Here is a 21,177-nt window from a genome sequence, read left to right as displayed (position 1 = left end):
GTGGGAGCCGCTGCTCACGAGTTGGTGGGGAACCCGAGGTTGATGCCGCCGTGGCTGGGGTCCAGCCATCGCTTGGTGATGACCTTGCCGCGGGTGAAGAAGTGCACGCCCTCCGCGCCGTACGCGTGCGTGTCGCCGAACAGGGAATTCTTCCATCCGCCGAAGCTGAAGTGGGCGACCGGCACGGGGATCGGCACGTTGACGCCGACCATCCCGACCTGGACCTCGTTCTCGAACTTCCGTGCCGCACCGCCGTCGTTCGTGAAGATCGCGGTGCCGTTGCCGTACGGGTTCGCGTTGATGAGCGCGAGGCCCTCCTCGTAGGACGGCACGCGGACGACGACGAGCACGGGTCCGAAGATCTCATCCGTGTAGATCGACATGTCCGGCGTGACGCGGTCGAACAGCGTCGGGTTGAGGAACGCGGCGTCGCTGTCCGCGTTCGGGCTGGTGGTGCGGCCGTCGAGCACGAGCTCCGCGCCGGATTCCACGCCGGCGTCGATGTAGCCCGCGACCTTGTCCCGGTGCGCGACCGTGATGAGCGGTCCCATGTCGGAATCGCGCGTGCCGTCGCCGACCTTGAGGCCCCTGGTCCGCTCTGCGATCTTCGCGACGAGTTCGTCCGCGATCGCATCGACGGCGACGACGACGGAGATCGCCATGCAGCGCTCACCGGCGGCGCCGTAGCCCGCATTCACAGCGGAATCGGCCGTGATGTCGAGGTCCGCATCCGGCAGGACGAGCATGTGGTTCTTCGCGCCGCCCAGAGCCTGGACGCGCTTGCCGTGCGCGCTCGCCGTCTCGTAGATGTACTTCGCAATCGGCGTGGAGCCCACGAAGGACACGGAGTCGACCTGCGGGTCGGTCAGCAGCGTATCGACCGCCTCCTTGTCGCCGTGGAGCACGTTGAACACGCCGTCCGGGAGTCCCGCTTCCTTCCACAGCTCCGCGAGCCAGTTCGCGGTGGACGGATCCTTCTCCGACGGCTTGAGGACGACGGTGTTGCCCGTGGCGATCGCGACGGGGAAGAACCACAGCGGCACCATCGCGGGGAAGTTGAACGGCGAGATGATGGCGGAGACGCCGACGGGCTGGCGAACGGAGTGGACGTCGATGCCGGTCGACGCGTTCTCCGAATGGCCGCCCTTGAGCAGGTAGGAGATGTTGCAGCACAGCTCGACGACCTCGAGCCCGCGGCTCACCTCGCCCAGTGCGTCGGAGAGGACCTTGCCGTGCTCGGCGGTGATGATCGCCGCCAGCTCCTCCTTGCGGGCGTTGAGCAGCTCGCGGAAGGCGAACATGATCGAGGTGCGCTTGGTGAGCGATGTGTCGCGCCAGGCGGGGAACGCCTCTGCGGCGGCCGTGATCGCCTCACGGCTGCGGTCGGCGGAGGCGAGTGCCACCCTGCCGGAGTTCACGCCGGTGGCGGGGTTCACGACGTCGCCGAAGCGCGCGCCGTCGGATTCTGCGACTGTCTGTCCGTTGATCCAGTGACTGATGGTGTTCACGGTGACTCCCTTCGTTGCGAGTACTGTGATCGCGCATGCGCGGCGTCCGCGCGGGTGCGACGATCCGATGCCTCCAGTGTGGGTGGTGCGGAGCCTGCGCGCCAGATGCACAGTGTGAAGTATGAATGCGTGAAACTGACGGTCTGTAAGATCGAGGCATGTCCGTGCACACCGCTGTTCCGGAGCCGCACTCCTCACCTGCTGTGACACCTGCTGTGACAGTCCGCTCGATCCTCCACCTCGATGAGATCCGCGGGGCGCGCCCCCAGGTCCTGAGCGGGTCCGATCGCCTGGACCGCCCCGTCCGCTGGGTGCACATCGCAGAGACGGAAGAGGTGCCGTCCCTGCTGGAGGGCGGGGAGCTCATCCTCAGCAGCGGCACGATGTTCCGCCAGTCGCCCGTGCGGACGCGCGACTTCCTCACGCGGCTGGATCAGGCGGGAGCCGCGGGGTTCGTCATCGAGATCGTCGATGAGGCGGGGAGGCCGTCGACCATCGACCGGGACGTCCTCACGGAGGCCGTTCGTGGACTGGACTTCCCCGTGATCGTCCTGGCGGCCCGTGCGCGCTACGTCCGGGTCACGCAGGCGGCGCACAGACTGCTGATCGGGGAGCAGCTGGCCCGCGTCGAGCGTGCGCGCCGCGTGCACGACGTCTTCACCGACCTGAGCCTCCGCAGCGCGGACGAGCAGCTCATCGTCGACACGACGGCAGAGCTCCTCGGATCGGCCGTCGTCCTGGAGGACGCCGCGCACCGCGTGCTCGCCTTCAACTCCGCCGCCTCCTCCCCGGGCGAGTTGCTCGACGAGTGGCCACTGCCCAGCCGCCAGCAGGTAACCGTCGGTGTGCGCGGCAGGCGATGGGGGAGGCTCGTCGCTCCGTTCGCCGCGGCGGATGACGACCATGCCGGTGAGGTGCTGGAGCGGGCGGGACAGGCCGTCACACTCGTGCGGATGGCGACGCAGAACGAGCGGGACCTGCTGCAGCATGCGGCGGACGCGCTGATCCACGAGCTCATGGGCTCCAGCGACATGGCAGAGGAGGAGGCGCGTCTCCGTGCCCGGTCCCTGGGCCTGGGACCGGCCCGCGCCTACGTGCCGATCGCGGTGCGGATCTCCGCTCCCGAGGCCGTGGAGGAGGGGATCACGTCCCTCCAGCTGCGCGAGCAGGCCGTGCGCACCGAACTCGTCGCGGCGGCGAAGCACGCCGGAGCCACCGTCATCTCAGGCGGCCGCCGGTCGGGGATGATCGTCGGCGTCGTGGGCTGCAGCGGCAGACGGGTCGAGGACACCCTGACGGCGCTGTTCCAGCGCTTGGGCGAGGAGTCGGGGGAACGGCACAGCGCCGGTGCCGGTGCCGAGGCCGACACGCTGCTGGAGGCGGGGCGTGACCTCGAGCATGCGGTGCAGGTGGCGGACATCGTCGCGACCATGTCCGTGCGCGACCGGCCGTTCTACCGCTTCGCGGACGTGCGGCTGCGGGGGCTGGTCTCCGCGCTGCGGGATGATCCGCGGCTGCGTGCGTTCGCGGAGTCGGAGCTGGGGACGCTCACGGACGAGGGGGCGAGCGACGACCTCGAGTTCCTCGAGCTGTTCCTGCGGGAGGGCGGGAACAAGTCCGCGATCGCCCATGCACTGGGACTCAGCAGGCCCTCCGTCTATGCGCGGGTGAAGCGGGTCGAGTCAGCGCTGGGGGTCTCTCTGGAGGACGCCGAATCGCGCACGTCCCTGCACACCGCTGTGCTCTGGTTCCGGGCGCAGGAGTGAGCGCAGGAGTGAGGGCAGTCCGTGCCCGCACACGACTGCGCCCGGGGGAGCGGATCCCCCGGGCGCAGCGGTGATGCGGTGTCTGAGCGGGACTCAGTGGGTCGGGCTCAGCGAGTCGGACTCAGAGAGCAGGACTCAGCGGTTCTGCGTGTCCTCGTCGTCCTCATCCTGGCCGTCGACGTCGACGCCCTCGGCCTCTGCCTGGGCGACTGCAGCCGCCGGGGCCGGGACCTGCGAGGTGATCGACTCGTTGGCCGGCTGCTCCGAGGCGGGCGTGGAGCCGACCGGACGGGCATCCGCAGGACGGTTGCTCGGCAGCGGGGTCGACCACGGATCGTCGACGGGCTGCAGACGGCGGGCCACGGCGAAGCCGATCGCACCCAGTCCGACGACGCCCAGCACGATCCAGAACCACTTGCCGCCGCCCGAGGACTTCTGCGCAGTGCGCTTCTCGAGGTCCGCGCCGGCCTTCTTGAGCGCCTTGCGGGCCTTCTTCACGGCCTTCTTGTCGCCGGTGAAGCGAGCGACCGCGTCATCGAAGCCCTTCGAGGTCTCCGTCGAGGCGAGCAGACCCGCCACCGATGACGCCTTCGCGCCGGCCTTCTCCGCGACGTCGCGGGCACGCTTCTCCGCCTCTGCGGACTGCTCGCGCAGAGCCGGCGCCACGCGCGCCTCGTATTCCTTCTCCGCAGACGCACGGGCGTCGTCGAACCGCGACTTCGCGTCGCTGAGCGCGCCTTCGACGTGGGGGCGGACGGTCTCTGCAGCGGACTGCAGACGACCGCTGGCCTCGCGGATGCGCGGTGCGGCGGCGTCGGACGCCTCGTTGAGCCACGCATTCGCGCGCTCGAGGTACGGGCCGGATGCCTCGAGGGCCTGGGCCGACGATTCGCGGACCACATCACCCACGGAGTGGAGCCTCTCACCGACTTCGTCGATGAAGGTCTTCGGCTGGGACCTCTTCTTGAACATCTCACCCTCCGAGGTGGTCGGCAGACTTCTTCTTCGCTCACAGTCTATGGGGTGGTGTCGAGTCCGGACGCACCGATAGCGCCAACTGGCCAGACTGTGGGCGTACTGCCATGGTCCGGAGAGCGCGCACCCACGACCCGATGCACCTCCGGCCGTCCTGTGTCCGCGGCTCATGGAACAATGAGCGTATGACTGTTTCAACTGGCAAGGCCATCCTGCACACGAACAAGGGCGACATCACGATCGAGCTCTTCGGGAACCACGCTCCGAAGACCGTCGCCAACTTCGTCGGACTCGCGACGGGCGACAAGGAGTACGTCGACGCGCAGACCGGTGAGAAGAAGACCGGACGCTTCTACGACGGCATCGGCTTCCACCGCATCATCAAGGACTTCATGATCCAGGGCGGCGACCCGCTGGGCACCGGCACCGGCGGCCCGGGCTTCGAGTTCGACGATGAGATCCACCCGGAGCTCCAGTTCGACCGCCCGTACCTGCTGGCCATGGCGAACGCCGGTCAGCGTGGGGGCAAGGGCACCAACGGCTCGCAGTTCTTCATCTCCACGGTCCCCACCACGTGGCTGAACGGCAAGCACACCATCTTCGGCGAGGTCGTCGATGAGGAGTCGAAGAAGGTCGTCGACGCGATCAACGCGGCTCCGACCGGCGCGATGGACCGTCCCAAGGAGCCCATCGTCATGGAGTCGGTGGAGATCGTCGAGGCGTGACCCACCCGTCACCGCCGCCGGCCAGGCGTCCCCGCACGGGGATCCTGGCCGGGGCGCCCGTCACACAGGCCATCGTCATCGTGACGGTGGCCTGTTGGCTTGTCGGCCTCATCCCCGGGGTCGAACTCGGCAGGCTCCTGGGCTTCAGCCCGCTCCTGTCCGCGACGGAGCCGTGGCGCGCACTCTCCGTCATGCTCGTCCACGCGGACGTGCTCCACCTCCTCTTCAACATGGTGGGCGTCCTGCTGTTCGGCTCCTTCGTGGAACGGTCGCTGGGCCATGCCCGCTTCCTGGCGGTGTACCTGCTGTCGGGGCTGGGCGGATCCGCAGCCGTGCTGCTGCTGGCCGCGCCGTACGAGCCGGGGTGGTTCTCCCTGCATGTGGGGGCCTCGGGCGCGCTGTTCGGTCTGCTGGGAGTCGTCCTCACGCCCACCCGCTCGCTCGACCGGAACTGGGGCGGCGCCGCCGCCTTCCTTGTCCTCAACGTGATCTACAGCGTCGTGTCGCAGGGGATCTCCTGGGAGTCGCACCTGGGCGGCCTGGTGGTCGGCTTCGGCCTGGGGTGCGCGGCGCTGCTGCCGCGGCGCGGTGAGCGCTCCACGCGGGATCGCGCCGTGACCGTGTGGTTCTGGGCGGCGGCCGGCGTCCTCCTCGTGACGATGGTCGTCGCGGTGCTGCCGGGACTGCGCGCCTCTGCCCTCATGGCCGGCTGACGGACGCTCCGCGTGTCCGCCCCGCCCGCGCGGGACCGCCGGATAGCGTGGTCGAGGAGCCCTCACGGCCCGTACGGGCAGAAACGGAGATCCGACGATGAGTCACGACGACGCTGCGGGGCCCACCGCCTCGCAGATGGCGACGACCTACCCCGCGAGCGTCATCCGGCAGGTGTTCGAGCGGGTCGCGGCGTTCGACGACGTCACATCGCTGACGGTGGGCGAACCCGACTTCGACACCCCCGCGCACATCGTGGACGCGGCCGTCGACTCCCTGCGCGCCGGCGATACCCGGTACACCCCCAACGCGGGCATCCCAGAGCTGCGCGATGCGGTGGCGCGGCTGTACTCGGAGCAGTGGGGCCGCGATCTGCAGCGTGAGAACGTCGTCGTGACCGTGGGCGGACAGGAGGGGATGTTCCTCGCCCTGCGCACCGCGGTGGATCCCGGCGACGACGTCCTGGTGACAGACCCGTCGTATGCGAACTATCAGGGACAGATCCACCTCATGGGGGCGCGGGCCGTCGCCGTCCCGCTGACGGAGGACAACGGCTTCATCGTCACCGCGGACCAGGTCGAGGCCGCTCTCACACCGCAGACGAAGGCGCTCATCCTCAACTCGCCGGCGAATCCGCTGGGCGCAGTCGTGCCCGAGGAGGAGCTGGTGAGGATCGCGCAGCTCGCTCGCGAGCACGACTTCCTCGTCGTCTCCGACGAGGTGTACGAGCGGATCATCTACGACGATGTCCGGCACGTGTCGATCGCACAGGCGGTTCCCGACTTCGAGCACTTCCTCATGGTGGGATCCCTGTCGAAGTCCTATGCGATGACCGGCTGGCGGGTCGGGTACATCGTGGGACCCGCGCACCTGCTGGCGGCGACGACTCACATGAAGGAGGGCGTCACCTCCTGCTCGCCCGCGTTCGTCCAGAAGGCGGCGGTCGCCGCACTGGACGGCCCGCAGGACGCGCTGCATGCGATGGTGGCGTCCTACCGGTCGCGGCGAGACCTCATCGTCGAGGGCCTCTCCGCGATCCCGGGGGTGTCGTGCACGGGTGCGAACGGTGCGTTCTACGTGTTCGCGGACATCCGGCCGTCGGGCCTCTCCAGCGCCGAATTCGTGGAGCGCCTGCTCATCGACCACCGGGTAGCGGTGATCCCGGGGTCGGCGTTCGGAGCACAGGGCGAGGGGTTCATCCGGCTGTCCTACGCGACGGATGAGGCGACGATCACGGCGGGCGTCGCCGGGATCGCCGCCCTCATGGCGTCTGTGGCGTGATTCCCAGGGTTATCCACAAGTCTCTCCACAGCAGTGGATAGAATGACACCAGTGTGTTTCAGCTGGTCAGAACCGTGCGCGGAAACGCTTATCAGTTCGGCAGGGCCCCTGTCCACTAGACGTGTGGACAGGCCGGGCGAGGGGTGTATGGGCGTCAGTCCGCGTCTGTCGTGAGGGGATCGGCGCGGCCCAGGAGCTTCTCCGCCAGGATGAGGAAGAACTGGGTGATGTAGCCGATTCCCACCGCGTAGGCGATCGTTCCGACGCCGAATGTGCCGCCCAGCAGGAAGCCCGCGATGAGGACGGCGATCTCCACGATCAGGCGCATCGCCCACACCGGTCTGCCCGTGCGCTGCACGAGGCCGGTCATGAGTCCGTCGCGCGGGCCGGGGCCGAAGTTCGGGATGATGTAGAGGACAGTGGCGATGCCGTTGAGGACGATGCCGAACACCAGCAGGGCGATGCGGATCGCGAGCGAGTCCTGATCGGGGACGATCGCCATCGTGATGTCCATGAAGACGCCGACGAGCACGGCGTTCGACACTGTTCCCAGCCCCGGCCGCTGCTTGAGCGGGATCCACAGGAACAGGATGATGAACGAGGCGATGATCGCGATGACGCCCACGGAGACGGTCAGTCCGAGGCTGCCCAGCTGGATCGAGATGCCCTCGTGGAGGACGTCCCAGGGGAAGTTGCCCAGGCGGGACTCGATGACGAGCCCCGCCGATGCGCCGAACAGGACGAGCCCTCCGTAGAGGGTGATGAGGCGGATCCACAGGGGGTGGCCGCCCAGCAGACGGAAGTTGCCGGTCGATTTCACTGACGCTCGACTAGCGCCAGCGTGTCGACATCACGAGACCCACGACGAGGATCGCGAATCCGACGCCGAGGTTCCAGTAGCCCCACGCCCCGACCGGGTAGGCCCCGCTGGAGACGTAGAAGACGACCAGCCAGGCGAGGCCCAGCAGCAGGACCGTGACCATGGTGGGCACGAACCAGCGGCCGTTCGGCTTGATCGTCTGCGCGCCGGGGGTGCTGGTGTACGAAGCGGTCTTGCGGTTGGCTGCGCGCTTCGCGGGATCGCCGGACTTCGCTGAGTTCTTGCCGCTCTTCTTCGCACCGGTGGCCTTGGAGTCTGCGGCCTTGCGGTTCCGGCCCGTGGCCGTCGCGGACTTCTTCGACGAGGCTGCCTGTGTGGTCGAGTCAGCCTCGGATTCCGTCGTCGAGACCGTCTCCGCCTCTGCGTCGTCCTCGTCATCCGTCTTCACGGCGTCCGACGTCGCAGGTGCCGGCGTCTCGGGGAAGGTCTTCCCCGAATCGACGACCGTGTCCGCATCGTCCGGTGCGTCGTCCTGCTCTGGCTCAACGCCGGGCAGGTCGTGGGCGTCCAGCCCGGCTTCGTCGGCGTCGAGATCCTCCACCGGCAGGTCGGAGGCTCCCGTGCCGACGGTGTCCTGCTGGTCCTCCGCGGAGTCGGATGTCCGGCGGACCCGGTTCGTGCGATTCGACTTGGCCACGTCTCTCCTCGGGAGGTCGGCTGCAGTCCGACCGTGGTGTCTCAGGCTGATGATCGTTGGCCAGTCTAGCTCCCGACATCCTTCTTCGCGCAGAGGACGTCCGCGCATGCGACTATCATGGGCGGGGTGTGCCCAGCCCGATCCGCATCGTGCTGGAGCCGCACGGCAGACGATCGCTGGATGGAAGCCGGAGGGGGCTGATGTGGACCAGCCGATGACGAGGCGTGAGCGCCGGGAGCGCGAGCGCGCCGCCGAGGCTGCCGGAAGCGACCGCCCCGCCGGCCCGACCGCGGATTCACCGGCTGCGGGACCGCCGGGTGCGGGCTCACAGAACACCGCGCCCACCGCTGGTCCGCCTGGGTCTCAGCAGTCCAGGGCACCGTGGTCGCAGCCGGCCGGCTCACAGCAGCCCGCTCCGGCCGGCGAGCAGCGTCCCCTCATCCGGCCGGCGTCCCGTGCGCCGGGCCGCACCGGTTCCGGCCCTGCACACCATCACGCCGCTCCGCAGAGTCCTCCTGCACAGGGGCAGCCCACTCAGGCATATCCCACTCAGGCATATCCCACTCAGGCATATCCCGCAAAGGCCCATCCCGCACAGGCGTATCCGGCTCCGGGCGCCCCCGCACAGAGCACTCCTGCCCAGGGTTCCCCTACATCGACGTTCCAGTCAGCAGGGCCCACCGGCGGATGGTCGACCTCGCAGGGGCAGGGCGCCGTGCGAGGTCCGGGCGCGGCGCAGTCCGCCGGCGCGACCTCCGCGGCCGATCCCAGCGGGAGGGGCGATGCGCGGGGTGCTGCTGCGGCTTCGGCGGTGGGAGCCGGGCGGACCGACCGCAGGCGGAAGACCGAGTATCAGCCGCTGGGTCCGGTCCGCGGCACGATCCGCGCGTTCGGCGAACTCTGCATCACGGCGGGCATGGTGCTCATCCTCTTCGTCGTGTGGCAGCTGTGGTGGACCGACATCGCGGCGAACAGGGACAACGAGGTGCTCGCGGACCAGCTGATCACCGATTGGCAGGAGAACCCCGACAACACGCTCCCCGACGACCCGGACACGCCCTTCGTCGCAGACCCGGTCGCGGAGAACACCGGGTTCGGCATCATGTACGTCCCCCGATTCGGCGAGGATTACTACCGGACGGTCGCGGAGGGCGTGTCCATGGAGCCCGTCCTCAACCGGATGGGCGTGGGCCGCTACCCCAGCTCCGCGATGCCCGGCGAGGTCGGCAACTTCTCCGTCGCCGGCCACCGCGTGACGTACGGCAAGCCGCTCAACCAGATCCACCAGCTGCGTCCCGGCGATGAGATCGTCGTCCAGACCGGCGACGGGTTCTACACGTACACGTTCCGCAACTTCGAGATCGTCCTGCCGGATGCGACGGAAGTGCTCGCGGCCGTCCCGACGATGCCCGACTACAAGGGCAAGGACCGCATCATGACTCTCACTGCCTGCAATCCGATGTTCTCCGCGCAGGAACGCTACGTCGCGTACGCGGAGCTGACGGACTGGAAGCCCGCGGGCGATGGCGCACCCGCGTCGATCGCCGACTCGCCCGCCTTCCAGAAGGTCGGAGGGGATGCCTGATGTACGCGCTGCTGTGGAGGGCTCTTCCGGGGCCGTGGATCGTGAAGCTGATCATCTGCCTCATCCTCATCGCGGCTGTCGTGTTCCTGCTCATGGAGTACGTGTTCCCCGTGATCGCGCCGTACATGCCGTTCAATGACGCGACGATCGAGGAGGGCGGCTGATGGGCGCGAGGATCCTGGTCGTCGACAACTACGACAGCTTCGTCTACACACTGGTGAGCTACGTCGAAGAGCTCGGGGCGACGACGACGGTGGTGCGCAATGACCAGGTGACCGACGCCGAGGCCGCGGCTCTGCTCGCGGACCACGACGGGGTCCTGCTGTCGCCGGGTCCCGGAGCGCCGGCCGATTCCGGGATCTGCCCGGGCCTCATCCGTGAGGCTGCGCGCACGAACACGGCGCTGTTCGGCGTCTGCCTGGGGCACCAGGCCCTGGGCGAGGTGTTCGGGGCGACCGTGGCGCATTCGCCGGTGCTGATGCACGGCAAGACATCGCAGGTGGAGCACCGCAGCACGAGCGTGTTCGCCGGATGCCGCAGCCCTCTGATCGCGACGCGGTACCACTCGCTGTCGATCGTCGACGACACGATCGACACCGACGTCTTCGAGATCACCGCGCAGACCCCCGACGGGATCGTCATGGGCATCCAGCACCGGAGCGCACCGCTGGCAGGAGTCCAGTTCCACCCGGAATCGGTCCTCACACAGGACGGCTACCTGATGGTCGGGAACTTCCTCGCCATGGCGGGGATGCCGGCGGCGGTCGAGGCGGCGGCCGGCCGGACGCCGGTGGTCTCAGCGCAGGTCTGAGCGAGGGGACTCCATCGTCTGCCTCGACGTCTCACCGACGGTGCTGCGCGCAAGCTGCTGATAGCGAGCGATCATCGTGTCGATGTCGGTGCGCCCGTCCGGTCGGTACCAGCGTGCGATCCCCGTGCAGGCCACGATGATGAAGCGGGAGGCCTCGCGGGGGATGTCCGTGGCGAAGACGCCCTGGCTGACGCCCTGCTCGATCGTCGAGGTGAAGAGCTCCTCCTGCCGGTCTCGGTAGGCGACGACCTCTGCGTACGAGTCCGCGTCGAGGTTGTGCAGCTCCGCGTTGCCGATCGCGCTCTCGCGGGGGTGGGCCGCGTGGATTCCGACGTGCATTGCCACGAGCGCATCGAGCTGAGCGCGCGGGTCGCTCCCCGCCTCGGCCTTCGCGCTCTGGCTCGCGGTGACAAGAGCGATCATCCCGCGCAGGGCGATCGTCGCGAGGATGTCTGCCTTCGATCCGAAGTGGTTGTAGAGCGACCCCGAGCTCATGCCTCCGCGCGCACCGATGTCCCGGATGTTCGTGCCGTTGAATCCCTTCTCTGCGATCGCCCCGGTCGCGGCGCGCAGGATGCGGGCAGCCATCGGATCGTCATCGCCGCGGAGGACGCCGCCGGGGAAGCGGTCCGTGAGATCCGCGGCGGGAGGGGAGTCGGTCATGTCTCTGCAGTGTAATCGGATGGAGCCGACCTCTTGCGCGGTCCACGGGACGACAGTAGTGTCGCAGACAATCACCCACTGATCAGTTGATCAGAGGCGCGATCGCGTGGTGCACGCCGGCGTGCATCTCGTCCCGCAGGTCTCTGACCAGCACTGTCATGGGGTGGACCGTCACCGCTGAGAGGACCGCAGACCGATGATCGACGAGTACACAGAGCTTCCCACCCACCTCCAGGAGTTCCTCGCGGAGCTGGATGCCTTCATCGAGGCGGAGATCCGCCCGCTGGAGCAGCAGGACGACAACATCCGCTTCTTCGACCACCGGCGTGAGCACGCGCGCACGGACTGGGACAGGGACGGCCTGCCGGACGAGACGTGGGAGGCGCTGCTGGCACAGGCCCGCCGACGGGCCGATCAGGCCGGGATCTACCGGTACACCCTGCCGAAGGAGCATGGCGGCCGCGGCGGGTCCAACTTCGACATGGCTGTGATCCGGGAGCACATGGCATCCCAGGGACTGGGGCTGCACAACGATCTCCAGACCGAGCACTCCGTCGTCAGCAACAACGTGGGGCTCCTGCTCATGCTCGAGTACGGCACGGAGCAGCAGAAGGAGGAGTGGCTGGAGGCGCTCGCACAGGACCGGGCCTCCTTCTCCTTCGGGATCACGGAGCCGGATCACGGTTCGGACGCGACCCACATGGAGACGACTGCGCGGAAGGACGGCGACGAATGGGTCATCTCCGGGGAGAAGACGTGGAACACCGGAGTCCACACGGCGACGCACGATCTGATCTTCGCCCGGACCAGCGGCGATGCCGGCGACGGTGAGGGGATCACCTGCTTCCTCGTGCCCACGGACGCGCCGGGGTTCCGGGTCGAGGAGTACCTGTGGACCTTCAACATGCCGACCGACCACGCGCATGTGTCACTCACCGATGTGCGTGTGCCCGACTCCGCGGTGTTCGGGCCGGTGGGCAAGGGGTTGGGCGTCGTCCAGCACTTCTTCAACGAGAACAGGATCCGTCAGGCGGCCTCCAGCCTGGGCGCCGCGCAGTTCTGCGTCGATCAGGCGGTCGAGTACGCGAAGGAGCGCAAGCCCTTCGGCAAGCCCCTGGCACAGAACCAGGGCATCCAGTTCCCCCTGGTGGAGCTGCAGACGCAGTGCGAGATGCTGCGCGCACTCGTCCACAAGACCGCGTGGCAGATGGACACCCGCGGCGCGTTCGCCGTGTCCGACAAGGTGTCGATGTGCAACTACTGGGCCAACCGGCTGTGCTGCGAGGCGGCGGATCGGGCGATGCAGGTGTTCGGCGGGCTGGGCTACTCCCGGCACACGCCGTTCGAGCACATCTACCGTCACCACCGCCGCTACCGGATCACCGAGGGCGCGGAGGAGATCCAGATGCGCCGCGTCGCCGGCTACATGTTCGGGTTCATGAAGCAGCGCGCGCCCAAGGGCGTGGCGGATGAGGGCAGGCCCCACGAGTCCGGGCAGGCCCGATGAGCAAGGCGAGGACCGGCAGGGACACTGCAGGAGACACCTCGGGAGACACGGACCCCGGCAGCGGAGGCGATGCTGACGGCCACCTGTACGACGCGATGCTGTCGCACGTCCTCGGGGCACCGGCGACGGTCACGTCCGTCGTACCCGTGAGCAAGGGCGCGAGCAAGCGGATCGAGATCATCGACGCCGTCGTCGCGGGAGCACCGTCGCGGGTCGTGCTCCGCGCGGAGCCGACGGACGACGTGGATCCGACGGGCATGGAGCGCGAGGCTGCGGCGATCCGCGCGGCGAGTGCTGCGGGAGTACCGGTTCCGGAAGTCTTCCGCGCCAGCAGCGGTGACGCAGTGATCCCTGCGCCCTACGTCGTCACGTCGTTCGTCGACGGCGAATCCCTGCCGCGCCCCATCCTGCGCACGTTCGACGGGGAGGACGGGCACGACGGCGAGGCGTTTGCGGAGCAGCTGGGCGACATCGCCGCCCGCCTCCACTCAGCGGAGGTGCCGGACGGGCTGTTCGAGGCGAGGACGGACGAGCTCGAGGCGTGGCGGTCCCAGTTCGACGAGTACGGCGTCGTCTCGCCCGCCTTCGAGCTGGCCTTCGCCCACCTGGGTGAGACGCCGCCGCCCTCGTCGGAGCCTGCGTTCGTCCACGGTGACCTGCGGATGGGGAACCTCATGGTCCGGGGCGGGCGGGTCGAGGCGGTCCTCGACTGGGAACTGGCGCACATCGGGGATCCGGCATCGGACCTCGGATGGGTGAGTGCTGTGCAGTGGAGGTTCGGGGGGCCAGGCGTGGTCGCCGGCGTGGGCTCACGCGAGGCGCTGCTGCGCGGCTACAGCGCGGCGGGCGGACGGCCCATCGCCGAGGCCGCGGTCCAGTGGTGGGAGACCCTCTCGATCCTCAAATGGGGGGTCATGTGCCTCCGCCAGGCGGCACGGGCGGAGGCGGAGCCCGAGCGCGGTCTGGAGCTCGCCCTCATCGGACGGAGGTTCGCGGAGTGCGAGGCGGATGTGCTCGACGCACTCGGCTTCGACCTGCCTGTGTCTGCCCCGGCGACGGCGGGATCCTCGGGCACGGGCGGATCGTCGGGCACGGACGGAGCCGGCGCCTCGGGCGATGACGGGGCCTCGGACGGCGACGGAACCGGGGCCTCGGCGACGGAGACGATGGTGCAGGGACTCGCCGCCTCCTTCGACCGTACGTACGAGGGTCGGATGCAGGCGGCGGCGCTCGACACCGTCCTGCGGGACCTGCGTGTCGGACCTGCGCTGCGCGAGGCGTCGTCGGACGCGCTCGCCACCGCCGGATTCGCGGCGGAGGCCGACCTCGCCCAGGCGATCCGCGCCGGGGCGGTCGACACGGACGATCAGCGGGTGCGCGCAGCGATCGCAGCGCCGGTCATCGAGCGGATCACCCTGTCGAACCCGCGCCACCTGAGCCGGATCGCAGAGCGCCGGTGACGAAGTGACATCCGCGCACCGGGACAACCATCTGCACGAGGGAGTGGATATGACACAGACGGATGACGAGAGAATCGCAGCGGGGCGGCGCATGTCGCACGCGACGCAGCTGTCGCGGCAGGCGCGCAAGATCCCCGATGCCGCGGCACTGAGCCACGGGGGAGTGACGCTCACCTACGCCCAGCTGAACGGCAGGGTCTGCGCAGTGGCGCGCGGACTGGCAGCACTGGGCGTGGGGCGCGGCGACAGGGTCGCAGTCTTCATGATGAACAGGACCGAGGTCGTCGAGTCCTACCTGGCGGTGATGAAGCTGGGCGCGATCGTCGTGCCGGTGAACTTCCGGCTGACGGTCCCGGAGGCGGAGTACATCGTCGAGAACGCTGATGCGAAGGTCCTCATCGCGGATGACGACCTCATCGAGTCCGCGCGACAGCTGGGACCGGTGCAGGCCGACGCGGAGAGTCCCGTGGTACTCGTCCACGCGTCGAGCGGTCCCGTCGACGGTGCGCATTCCTACGCCGACCTGCTCCGAGAGGATGATGCGGACTTCGACTTCGACGTCCCCGAATCGGATCCCGCGTTCATCATGTACACGTCGGGCACCACCGGGCGTCCCAAGGGCGCGGTCCTCACCCACATGAACCTCTTCATGAACAGCGTGAACGCCAACACGATCCAAGGGGTCTCCCGCGAGGATGAAGTCTGGCTGTCCGGCCTGCCCCTGTTCCACATCGGCGGACTCAACGGAATCCTCATGTACCTGCTGGTGGGCGGCCACTCAGTCCTCATGGAATCGGGGAACTTCAGCGCGGAGGCGGCCGTGACCACCATCGAGGAGTACGGAGTCACCGCCTGCTATTTCGTTCCCACCCAGTGGCGAGACATCTGCGAGGTCCCCGACGTCTCCCGGCGGGCGTCCTCCCTGCGGCGCATCTCGTGGGGCGCCTCCATCGCTCCGCCGTCGACGCTCCAGGCGATGGCGGACACGTTCGAGGGGGTGCCGAACTTCAACATGTTCGGGCAGACGGAGATGAGCTCCGTGACATGCATGCTGCGCGGCGAGGACGCCGTGCGCAAGATGGGAACCGTGGGCAGACCGATCTCCAACGTGGAAGCACGGATCGTCGACCCGAACGGAAACGACTGCCCGGTCGGTGAGGTGGGAGAGATCGTCTACCGCGGACCGACCGTCATGCAGGAGTACTGGCGGAACCCGGAGGCGACGGCGGAGGCGTTCCGCGACGGCTGGTTCCATTCGGGCGACCTGTGCGTCGAGGACGAGGACGGCTTCATCACCGTGGTGGACCGGAACAAGGACATGATCATCTCCGGCGGTGAGAACATCTACAGCGCCGAGGTCGAGGCCGCCATCGATGCCCATCCGAAGGTCCGAGAAGTGTCTGTGGTCGCCCGCCCCCATGCGAGATGGGTCGAGACGCCGACGGCGTTCATCGTGCCTGTCGAAGGAGTGGAGGGCCCCACGGAGGACGAGATCATCGCGTTCTGCCGGGAGCGGCTGGCGTCATACAAGAAGCCGACGGCGATCGTGCTCGTCGACGAGCTGCCGAAGAACGCGGTCGGCAAGATCCAGAAGTTCAAGCTGCGCGAGGATGCGCAGGCGCTGACATAGACGGCAGTTCTTCACCGGTCGCACCACCTGACACCCGTCCTACTCCTACGCCGATCCGCTAGTTCACGCGATCGGTCTCCTGGCCGAACCCGCAACTGTGCCGAATGGGTGCACTGCTAATGACTGAATCGAAGGATGACGAAGAATGATGACACCTCGAACGGCGGTTCGGCGAGTTTCTCCGACGGTTGCTTGTGCCACTGCCCTGCTCTTGACGGCCTCAGCGTGCGCCGGAAGTGCAGGTACAGATGAAAGTGAGGACGGCGCAGGAGGCTTCAGTTACGGTGCTTCGCAAGAGGAGGTCGATGCCGCGATCGCCGATCTTCGACCTGCAAAGATCGTGTTCCAAGCATCAGCGGCTTCTCCGAACTCCGCAGTCGCAGAATCCAATATCGACTTCGCTGAAGAAGTTGAGAGGCGTTCTGGCGGAAAGATCACGGTCGAGACGCACTACGGTCACCCGATTGCGGACCACTCAGAGATCTTCGATGCGCTGGCGGATGGCAGAGTCGATGTTTCCTACACCAATCCGGCATACGAGCCGGATCTGTTCCCGGCCTTCGATGAATTGGTCTCGATCACCAGTTCGCTACCGGAGTCACCGGTGGCAGGAGAACTGGTCGCCATTGCGGCTCTGACAGAGCTGGCGTGGTCTTCGGAGCAGATCAATGAGGACTTCGCGGCGCAGGGACTGGTCCCACTGGTGCCTGTCAACCCACCCGGCGCGTACTTCTCACTCTGCGGCGAACCAGGGGGCGAGTCGGACGATTGGCAAGGGCGTCAGGTACGGATCGGCAGCACAGTGCACTCTGACCTGGTCCGTGCAATGGGCGCGACGCCGGTGTCGCTGGACTACTTGGAAACCTACGAGGCACTGCAGCGAGGCACCATCGACTGCACCATGATCGTCATGAGTGCTGCGGTCGAATCCGGATACTTCGACGCCGCACCCAATATGCAGTACACCAACGAAGGCGCTCTGCCGCGTGTGTTCGGGTCTATGCTGGCCGGCTCAACTGTGGCGAACATGCCCACCCCGTACCAGCAGATCATCTTCGATGCATGGCAGCCCTCCCACTACAACGGCGTAGCGAGGGTTCCGGCCGACAACTACAATGCCGTTGCCGCGGCGAGGGAGAAGGGCGGTGAGATCGAGCAGTTCAGCGATGAGGTACTCGGCCTCATCGAGGAGAACCGTCGATCGTCGATGGACGCCGCGGTGGAATCCGGACTCCTCGGAGAAGACATTGACACGCGCTCCGCAGAGACCGTTGAGAAGTGGGAATACGTGGTCTCAGAGCTCGGGTACGAGGATGGCGGGACTCTGACTGACATGGACAATTGGTTCGACGAAGAGTCGTTCGACGCACGGCCCTACGTCGATCGTCTCTACACCGATGTCATCTCGAAGCATCGGCCGAGGTGACCCTCGGCATCGTCCGGCAGGGACACGGCGACTCGTCCGCTCGCCGCTACACTGACGGCCACGTGTTCGAACCGCATGAGCGTTCGTTCGCTCTCCTCGCTGTGCCTAAGGCGAGGAGAGCGAGAACCGCGCAGCGGAAGGAGATCAATGGCGATCACAGGGCAGACAAGCGACGAGCAGGAGGGGGCACGAAGCTCCGCCGGTTCGGCGCCGTCATGGCAGGACGTTCTCTCGTATGACCACTTCCAGCAGATCTTCACGGTGCTCGAAGCCGCGCATCAGGCTCCGCCCGGCGTGCCGTTCAAGGAGACGATGGTTGAAACGCTCGCTCGGGTCTTCGGCGTGCATAGTTCGACCTTCTTCTTCGGGCCCACCTATGCGGAGATGTTCACAGACATGAACCCGCAGGTCCAGGGCATCCCGAACCGGATGATGAGGAACTACCACGATCACTGGTTCGAGAAGGACGTCTTCGCTCTGCCCAGCGCGCAGCGGGCGCTCACACACAGAGGGTTCGTGACGCTCGAAGACATCTCATACCTCCCGGACGAGCAGCGGGAGTACCTCTACGGCCAACTCATCCCGCACGGCCTCGGCTCGGCGGCGGCACTGCACCTGCGCTTCAGAGATGGAGAAGCGATCCTCGGGCTGTTCGACGGGGACCGCGTGTGGACACCTCCCGACGTCATCGCGATGCAGGCGCTTGCCCGACATCTGCAGGCGAGCACACGGAGTATCGCCATAGGCGGGACCGAGGCCCTGCCAGACCACTGCGCGGCACTCAGCCCACGCCTGCTCGAGGTCGCTGAGCTCGTCGGCCAGGGACTGACCAATGCCACGATCGCCGAGCGGCTCTGCGTCACTGAGATGACCGTCAAGAAATACATCAGCAGGATCTTCGAGGCTACAGGCATGACCAACCGCTCGATGCTCGCAGTCGCGGTGCAACGACGTCGCTGACGTGACGATGCTGTCCACTTTCGAGGACTACCGGCAGCTCTGAGCGCCCCATACGGTGATGGATGTCAACGACGACGATCACCAGGAAGGTGGGCTCCCATGAGTCGACTGAAGTTCGGTACATTCCTCGCCCCGATCCACACTCCCGGACAGAACCCGACCCTGCTCCTGCAGCGTGACCTCGAACTCGTCGAGTACCTCGACAAGCTGGGCTATGACGAGGCGTGGTTCGGTGAGCACCATTCGGCCGGCTCGGAGATCTACGCGTCGCCGGAGATCATGATCGCTGCGGCCGCCGAGCGCACTCAGCGCATCAAGTTGGGCACCGGAGTGACGTCAGTGAGCTATCACAACCCGCTCTGGGTCGCTGACCGGATGATCATGCTCGATCACCTCACCCGCGGCCGCTCGATGCTCGGCATGGGACCGGGCTCGCTGCCGACCGATGCCGCGATGCTCGGACTGACTCAGGTCGAGACTCGTGAGCTGCTGGCCGAGGACGCCGACATCATCATGCGACTGCTGCGAGGCGAGGTCGTTTCCGCCAAGACCAAGACGCACGAACTCATCGATGCACGCGTCCAGATGGCGCCCTACTCCGATCCGCTCTTCGACGTCACCGTCGCAGCAGTCGCTTCGCCGACGGGAGCGAGGATGGCGGGGAAGCTGGGAATCGGCCTGCTGTCGATCGCAGCGACCATGAATCCTGAGGGTTTCAGTGCCCTCGAGCACCACTGGGGAGTCCTCAATGAGTTCGCCGAGCAGTCCGGTCGGACCGATCAGGTCGACCGGTCGAAGTGGCGTCTCGTGGGACCGTTCCACATCGCCGAGACCGTCGAGCAGGCCTACAAGGACGTCGAGCACGGTATCGAGTTCTGGTTCGACTACTTCCAGAAGATCGCTGCCTTCCCGCAGATGGATGTCCGAGGCGACAACCTGACGGAGATGATCGACTTCATCAACACCTCCGGCGTGGGCGTCATCGGCACTGCTGAGCAGGCACGCGCACAGGTGCAGAAGCTCGTCGACCAGTCCGGTGGGTTCGGCACGCTGCTGCTCCAGGGTCATGACTGGGCCAACCCCGAAGCGACGAAGCGTTCGTTCGAGCTGTTCGCGCAGGACGTCATGCCCCACTTCCAGGGTCAGGCACAGCCGATGATCGAGGCGTCGGAGAGGGCCAAGGCCGTGCGCGGAGCGAAGACCGACGAGCACATCAAAGCCGTCGAGCAGATGACCGAGAAGTACAACGCCGAACTCGGGAGAGTCTGAGATGGCGACGGTGTCAGTGCGTCAGACTTTCGCGCACTCGCCCGAGGTGCTCTGGGGCATCATCGGCGACCCCGCGGACATCGCGAAGTGGGTGCCATCGATCGAATCCGTTCGCATGGACGGCGAGGACCGGTACGCACAACAGGCCGACGGCACCATGTTGGTCGAACGAGTCGTCGGCCACGATGAAGCTGGCCGGAACTATACCTACGAGTATGTCGAGGGCCCCCTGCCGCTGGCGAGTTACTCCTCGACGATCCGGGTCACAGCCGCCGGGTCCGACGGAGGTTCTGGTGCCGAGGTCCGGTGGGATGCTGATTTCGCCGCGGCCGGTGACGATGCGGCGGTCGAGCAGCAGCTTCAGGAAGGCATCGAATCGATCTACCGCGCTGCACTGACGCACCTTGTGACGGTGGCATCGCGATGACAGAGGTCGGCGGTGCCCGCGGTGCATCGGCCCTGGCCGGCTTGTTCGAGAAGGTCAAGGTCATGCACTCCAGTCGACAGTGGGCGGAAGCAGAGCACGATCTCGCAGCAGTATTGGGCGAGCCCGCATTCTCCGACGGGAATGGCTGGGCGGCCTTCGGGTCAGTCGTGCTGTCGGACGAGTCCGGGCCGGAGTGGTCGCTGCTGGCCAAGACGTCCGACCTCGAGGCGGTGGCCGTCGCAGCAGCCGATCTCAACTGGCACGTCGGCGAGCCGGTCGAAGGGGCGCACGAGACGCGTCTTCCGCTGACGTCGTCGGCGGGGCTGAGCATCGTGGCCTACTCACCGCTGCATGCTGCCTGAGCGTGTCGGCCAGAGACCGCCCGGCTCCCGCTTGCTGGCGCCGGGCGGTGAAACGAGAAGGGAAGCCAGAATGAACGAACACAATGACGTATCGCCGGAGCGCATGCGACAGATCATGGGCAACTTCTGCTCAGGGATCACCATCATCACCGCGGACACCGAATCCGGGCCAGCGGGTTTCACCTGCCAGTCCTTCACGTCGCTGTCTCTCGATCCTCCGCTGGTGACATTCAATCCCGCACTGTCGTCGACGAGCTGGCCGAAGATCAAGGGGGCAGGCAGCTTCTGCGTGAACGTGCTCGGCATCGAGCAGCAGCAGCTGTCGCGGACGTTCGCACAGTCGGGAGCCGACAAATTCGCAGGTATCCACTACGCACCTTCCGACCTGGGAAATCCGATCCTGGATGCAGCGCTCGCCTGGATCGACTGCACTCTGCACGCCGAGTACGACGGCGGAGATCACTCCATCGTGGTCGGTGAGGTCAAGGGAATGCACGCGCGCGAAGAGGTTGATCCCCTCGTGTTCTTCCGCGGCGGGTACGCGACATTGCACAGCAGTGATGCAATGGCTGGCTGAAGAAGGAGCGGGGATCA

The 21,177-nt window shown here is 67.1% G+C and carries 21 protein-coding genes; 16 read left to right on the top strand and 5 right to left on the bottom strand.

The window, feature by feature from the left end; all coding sequences use genetic code 11:
• Positions 1-14: 14 nt before the first annotated feature.
• Positions 15-1,508, bottom strand: a complete 1,494-nt coding sequence (locus FM105_RS01750) for a CoA-acylating methylmalonate-semialdehyde dehydrogenase (protein ID WP_143275783.1) — start codon at positions 1,506-1,508, stop codon at positions 15-17.
• Between the two features lie 158 nt (positions 1,509-1,666).
• On the opposite strand from FM105_RS01750, the gene FM105_RS01745 reads away from it, so the two are divergent.
• Positions 1,667-3,274: a PucR family transcriptional regulator gene (locus FM105_RS01745; RefSeq protein WP_087003745.1), complete on the top strand. Its 1,608-nt coding sequence runs from the start codon at positions 1,667-1,669 to the stop codon at positions 3,272-3,274.
• A 135-nt stretch (positions 3,275-3,409) separates the two neighbouring features.
• Here the strand turns inward: FM105_RS01745 and FM105_RS01740 are convergent, their stop codons facing one another.
• Complete coding sequence (locus FM105_RS01740) at positions 3,410-4,246, bottom strand: hypothetical protein (RefSeq protein ID WP_087003742.1); 837 nt, start codon at positions 4,244-4,246, stop codon at positions 3,410-3,412.
• 188 nt (positions 4,247-4,434) lie between these two features.
• Between FM105_RS01740 and FM105_RS01735 the strand changes: the two genes are divergently transcribed.
• The 3 genes from FM105_RS01735 to FM105_RS01725 all read left to right on the top strand — a co-directional run bounded on the left by FM105_RS01735 (position 4,435) and on the right by FM105_RS01725 (position 6,966).
• Positions 4,435-4,974 (top strand): peptidylprolyl isomerase, encoded by a 540-nt coding sequence (locus tag FM105_RS01735; RefSeq protein ID WP_087003739.1) that lies wholly within the window; start codon positions 4,435-4,437, stop codon positions 4,972-4,974.
• Positions 4,971-5,687: a rhomboid family intramembrane serine protease gene (locus tag FM105_RS01730; protein WP_087003736.1), complete on the top strand. Its 717-nt coding sequence runs from the start codon at positions 4,971-4,973 to the stop codon at positions 5,685-5,687. Before FM105_RS01735 ends, FM105_RS01730 begins: the two co-directional genes overlap by 4 nt.
• Before the next feature lie 97 nt (positions 5,688-5,784).
• Positions 5,785-6,966, top strand: coding sequence for a pyridoxal phosphate-dependent aminotransferase (locus FM105_RS01725; RefSeq protein WP_087003734.1), 1,182 nt, complete (start codon positions 5,785-5,787; stop codon positions 6,964-6,966).
• Positions 6,967-7,120: 154 nt separating this feature from the next.
• On the opposite strand, the gene yczE is transcribed toward FM105_RS01725, so the two are convergent.
• Complete coding sequence (gene yczE / locus FM105_RS01720) at positions 7,121-7,786, bottom strand: membrane protein YczE (protein WP_087003731.1); 666 nt, start codon at positions 7,784-7,786, stop codon at positions 7,121-7,123.
• 10 nt (positions 7,787-7,796) lie between these two features.
• Entirely contained in the window at positions 7,797-8,483 is a 687-nt protein-coding gene (locus FM105_RS01715; protein WP_256970144.1) for a cell division protein CrgA, read from the bottom strand.
• 715 nt (positions 8,484-9,198) lie between these two features.
• On the opposite strand from FM105_RS01715, the gene FM105_RS14840 reads away from it, so the two are divergent.
• The 3 genes from FM105_RS14840 to FM105_RS01700 are packed head-to-tail and all read left to right on the top strand — an operon-like array spanning position 9,199 to position 10,879.
• Positions 9,199-10,068: a class E sortase gene (locus tag FM105_RS14840; protein ID WP_256970143.1), complete on the top strand. Its 870-nt coding sequence runs from the start codon at positions 9,199-9,201 to the stop codon at positions 10,066-10,068.
• The gene (locus tag FM105_RS14760) at positions 10,068-10,232 is read left to right on the top strand and encodes a hypothetical protein (protein WP_087003721.1); all 165 of its coding nucleotides are present in this window, start codon (positions 10,068-10,070) and stop codon (positions 10,230-10,232) included. The genes FM105_RS14840 and FM105_RS14760 overlap by 1 nt, the downstream gene beginning before the upstream one ends.
• The gene (locus FM105_RS01700) at positions 10,232-10,879 is read left to right on the top strand and encodes an anthranilate synthase component II (RefSeq protein ID WP_179207012.1); all 648 of its coding nucleotides are present in this window, start codon (positions 10,232-10,234) and stop codon (positions 10,877-10,879) included. Before FM105_RS14760 ends, FM105_RS01700 begins: the two co-directional genes overlap by 1 nt.
• Here the strand turns inward: FM105_RS01700 and FM105_RS01695 are convergent.
• Positions 10,865-11,542 carry a TetR/AcrR family transcriptional regulator gene (locus FM105_RS01695; protein WP_087003715.1) on the bottom strand — a complete coding sequence of 226 codons (678 nt, stop codon included), beginning with the start codon at positions 11,540-11,542 and terminating at the stop codon, positions 10,865-10,867. The genes FM105_RS01700 and FM105_RS01695 overlap by 15 nt on opposite strands.
• Positions 11,543-11,738: 196 nt before the next feature.
• On the opposite strand from FM105_RS01695, the gene FM105_RS01690 reads away from it, so the two are divergent.
• The 9 genes from FM105_RS01690 to FM105_RS01650 all read left to right on the top strand — a co-directional run bounded on the left by FM105_RS01690 (position 11,739) and on the right by FM105_RS01650 (position 21,160).
• On the top strand, positions 11,739-13,049 hold the full coding sequence (locus tag FM105_RS01690) for an acyl-CoA dehydrogenase family protein (RefSeq protein WP_087003712.1): 1,311 nt from the start codon (positions 11,739-11,741) through the stop codon (positions 13,047-13,049).
• Positions 13,046-14,509, top strand: coding sequence for a phosphotransferase family protein (locus FM105_RS01685; protein ID WP_087003710.1), 1,464 nt, complete (start codon positions 13,046-13,048; stop codon positions 14,507-14,509). The genes FM105_RS01690 and FM105_RS01685 overlap by 4 nt, the downstream gene beginning before the upstream one ends.
• Before the next feature lie 49 nt (positions 14,510-14,558).
• A complete protein-coding gene (locus tag FM105_RS01680) occupies positions 14,559-16,139 on the top strand; it encodes a long-chain-fatty-acid--CoA ligase (protein ID WP_087003707.1) in 1,581 nt (526 codons plus the stop codon).
• Between the two features lie 145 nt (positions 16,140-16,284).
• Positions 16,285-17,565 (top strand): TRAP transporter substrate-binding protein DctP, encoded by a 1,281-nt coding sequence (gene dctP / locus FM105_RS01675; protein WP_087003704.1) that lies wholly within the window; start codon positions 16,285-16,287, stop codon positions 17,563-17,565.
• 147 nt (positions 17,566-17,712) lie between these two features.
• Positions 17,713-18,525, top strand: coding sequence for a helix-turn-helix transcriptional regulator (locus FM105_RS01670; protein ID WP_087003701.1), 813 nt, complete (start codon positions 17,713-17,715; stop codon positions 18,523-18,525).
• Positions 18,526-18,624: 99 nt separating this feature from the next.
• On the top strand, positions 18,625-19,794 hold the full coding sequence (locus tag FM105_RS01665; protein ID WP_087003698.1) for an LLM class flavin-dependent oxidoreductase: 1,170 nt from the start codon (positions 18,625-18,627) through the stop codon (positions 19,792-19,794).
• A 1-nt stretch (position 19,795) separates the two neighbouring features.
• Positions 19,796-20,221, top strand: coding sequence for an SRPBCC family protein (locus tag FM105_RS01660; RefSeq protein ID WP_087003694.1), 426 nt, complete (start codon positions 19,796-19,798; stop codon positions 20,219-20,221).
• Complete coding sequence (locus FM105_RS01655; protein WP_087003688.1) at positions 20,218-20,583, top strand: hypothetical protein; 366 nt, start codon at positions 20,218-20,220, stop codon at positions 20,581-20,583. Before FM105_RS01660 ends, FM105_RS01655 begins: the two co-directional genes overlap by 4 nt.
• Positions 20,573-21,160, top strand: a complete 588-nt coding sequence (locus FM105_RS01650; RefSeq protein WP_306298545.1) for a flavin reductase family protein — start codon at positions 20,573-20,575, stop codon at positions 21,158-21,160. Before FM105_RS01655 ends, FM105_RS01650 begins: the two co-directional genes overlap by 11 nt.
• Positions 21,161-21,177 lie beyond the last annotated feature (17 nt).

This window comes from Brevibacterium yomogidense (assembly GCF_900163715.1).
Lineage (GTDB): Bacteria > Actinomycetota > Actinomycetes > Actinomycetales > Brevibacteriaceae > Brevibacterium > Brevibacterium yomogidense_A.
This window is presented reverse-complemented; position numbering and strand designations above follow the sequence as displayed.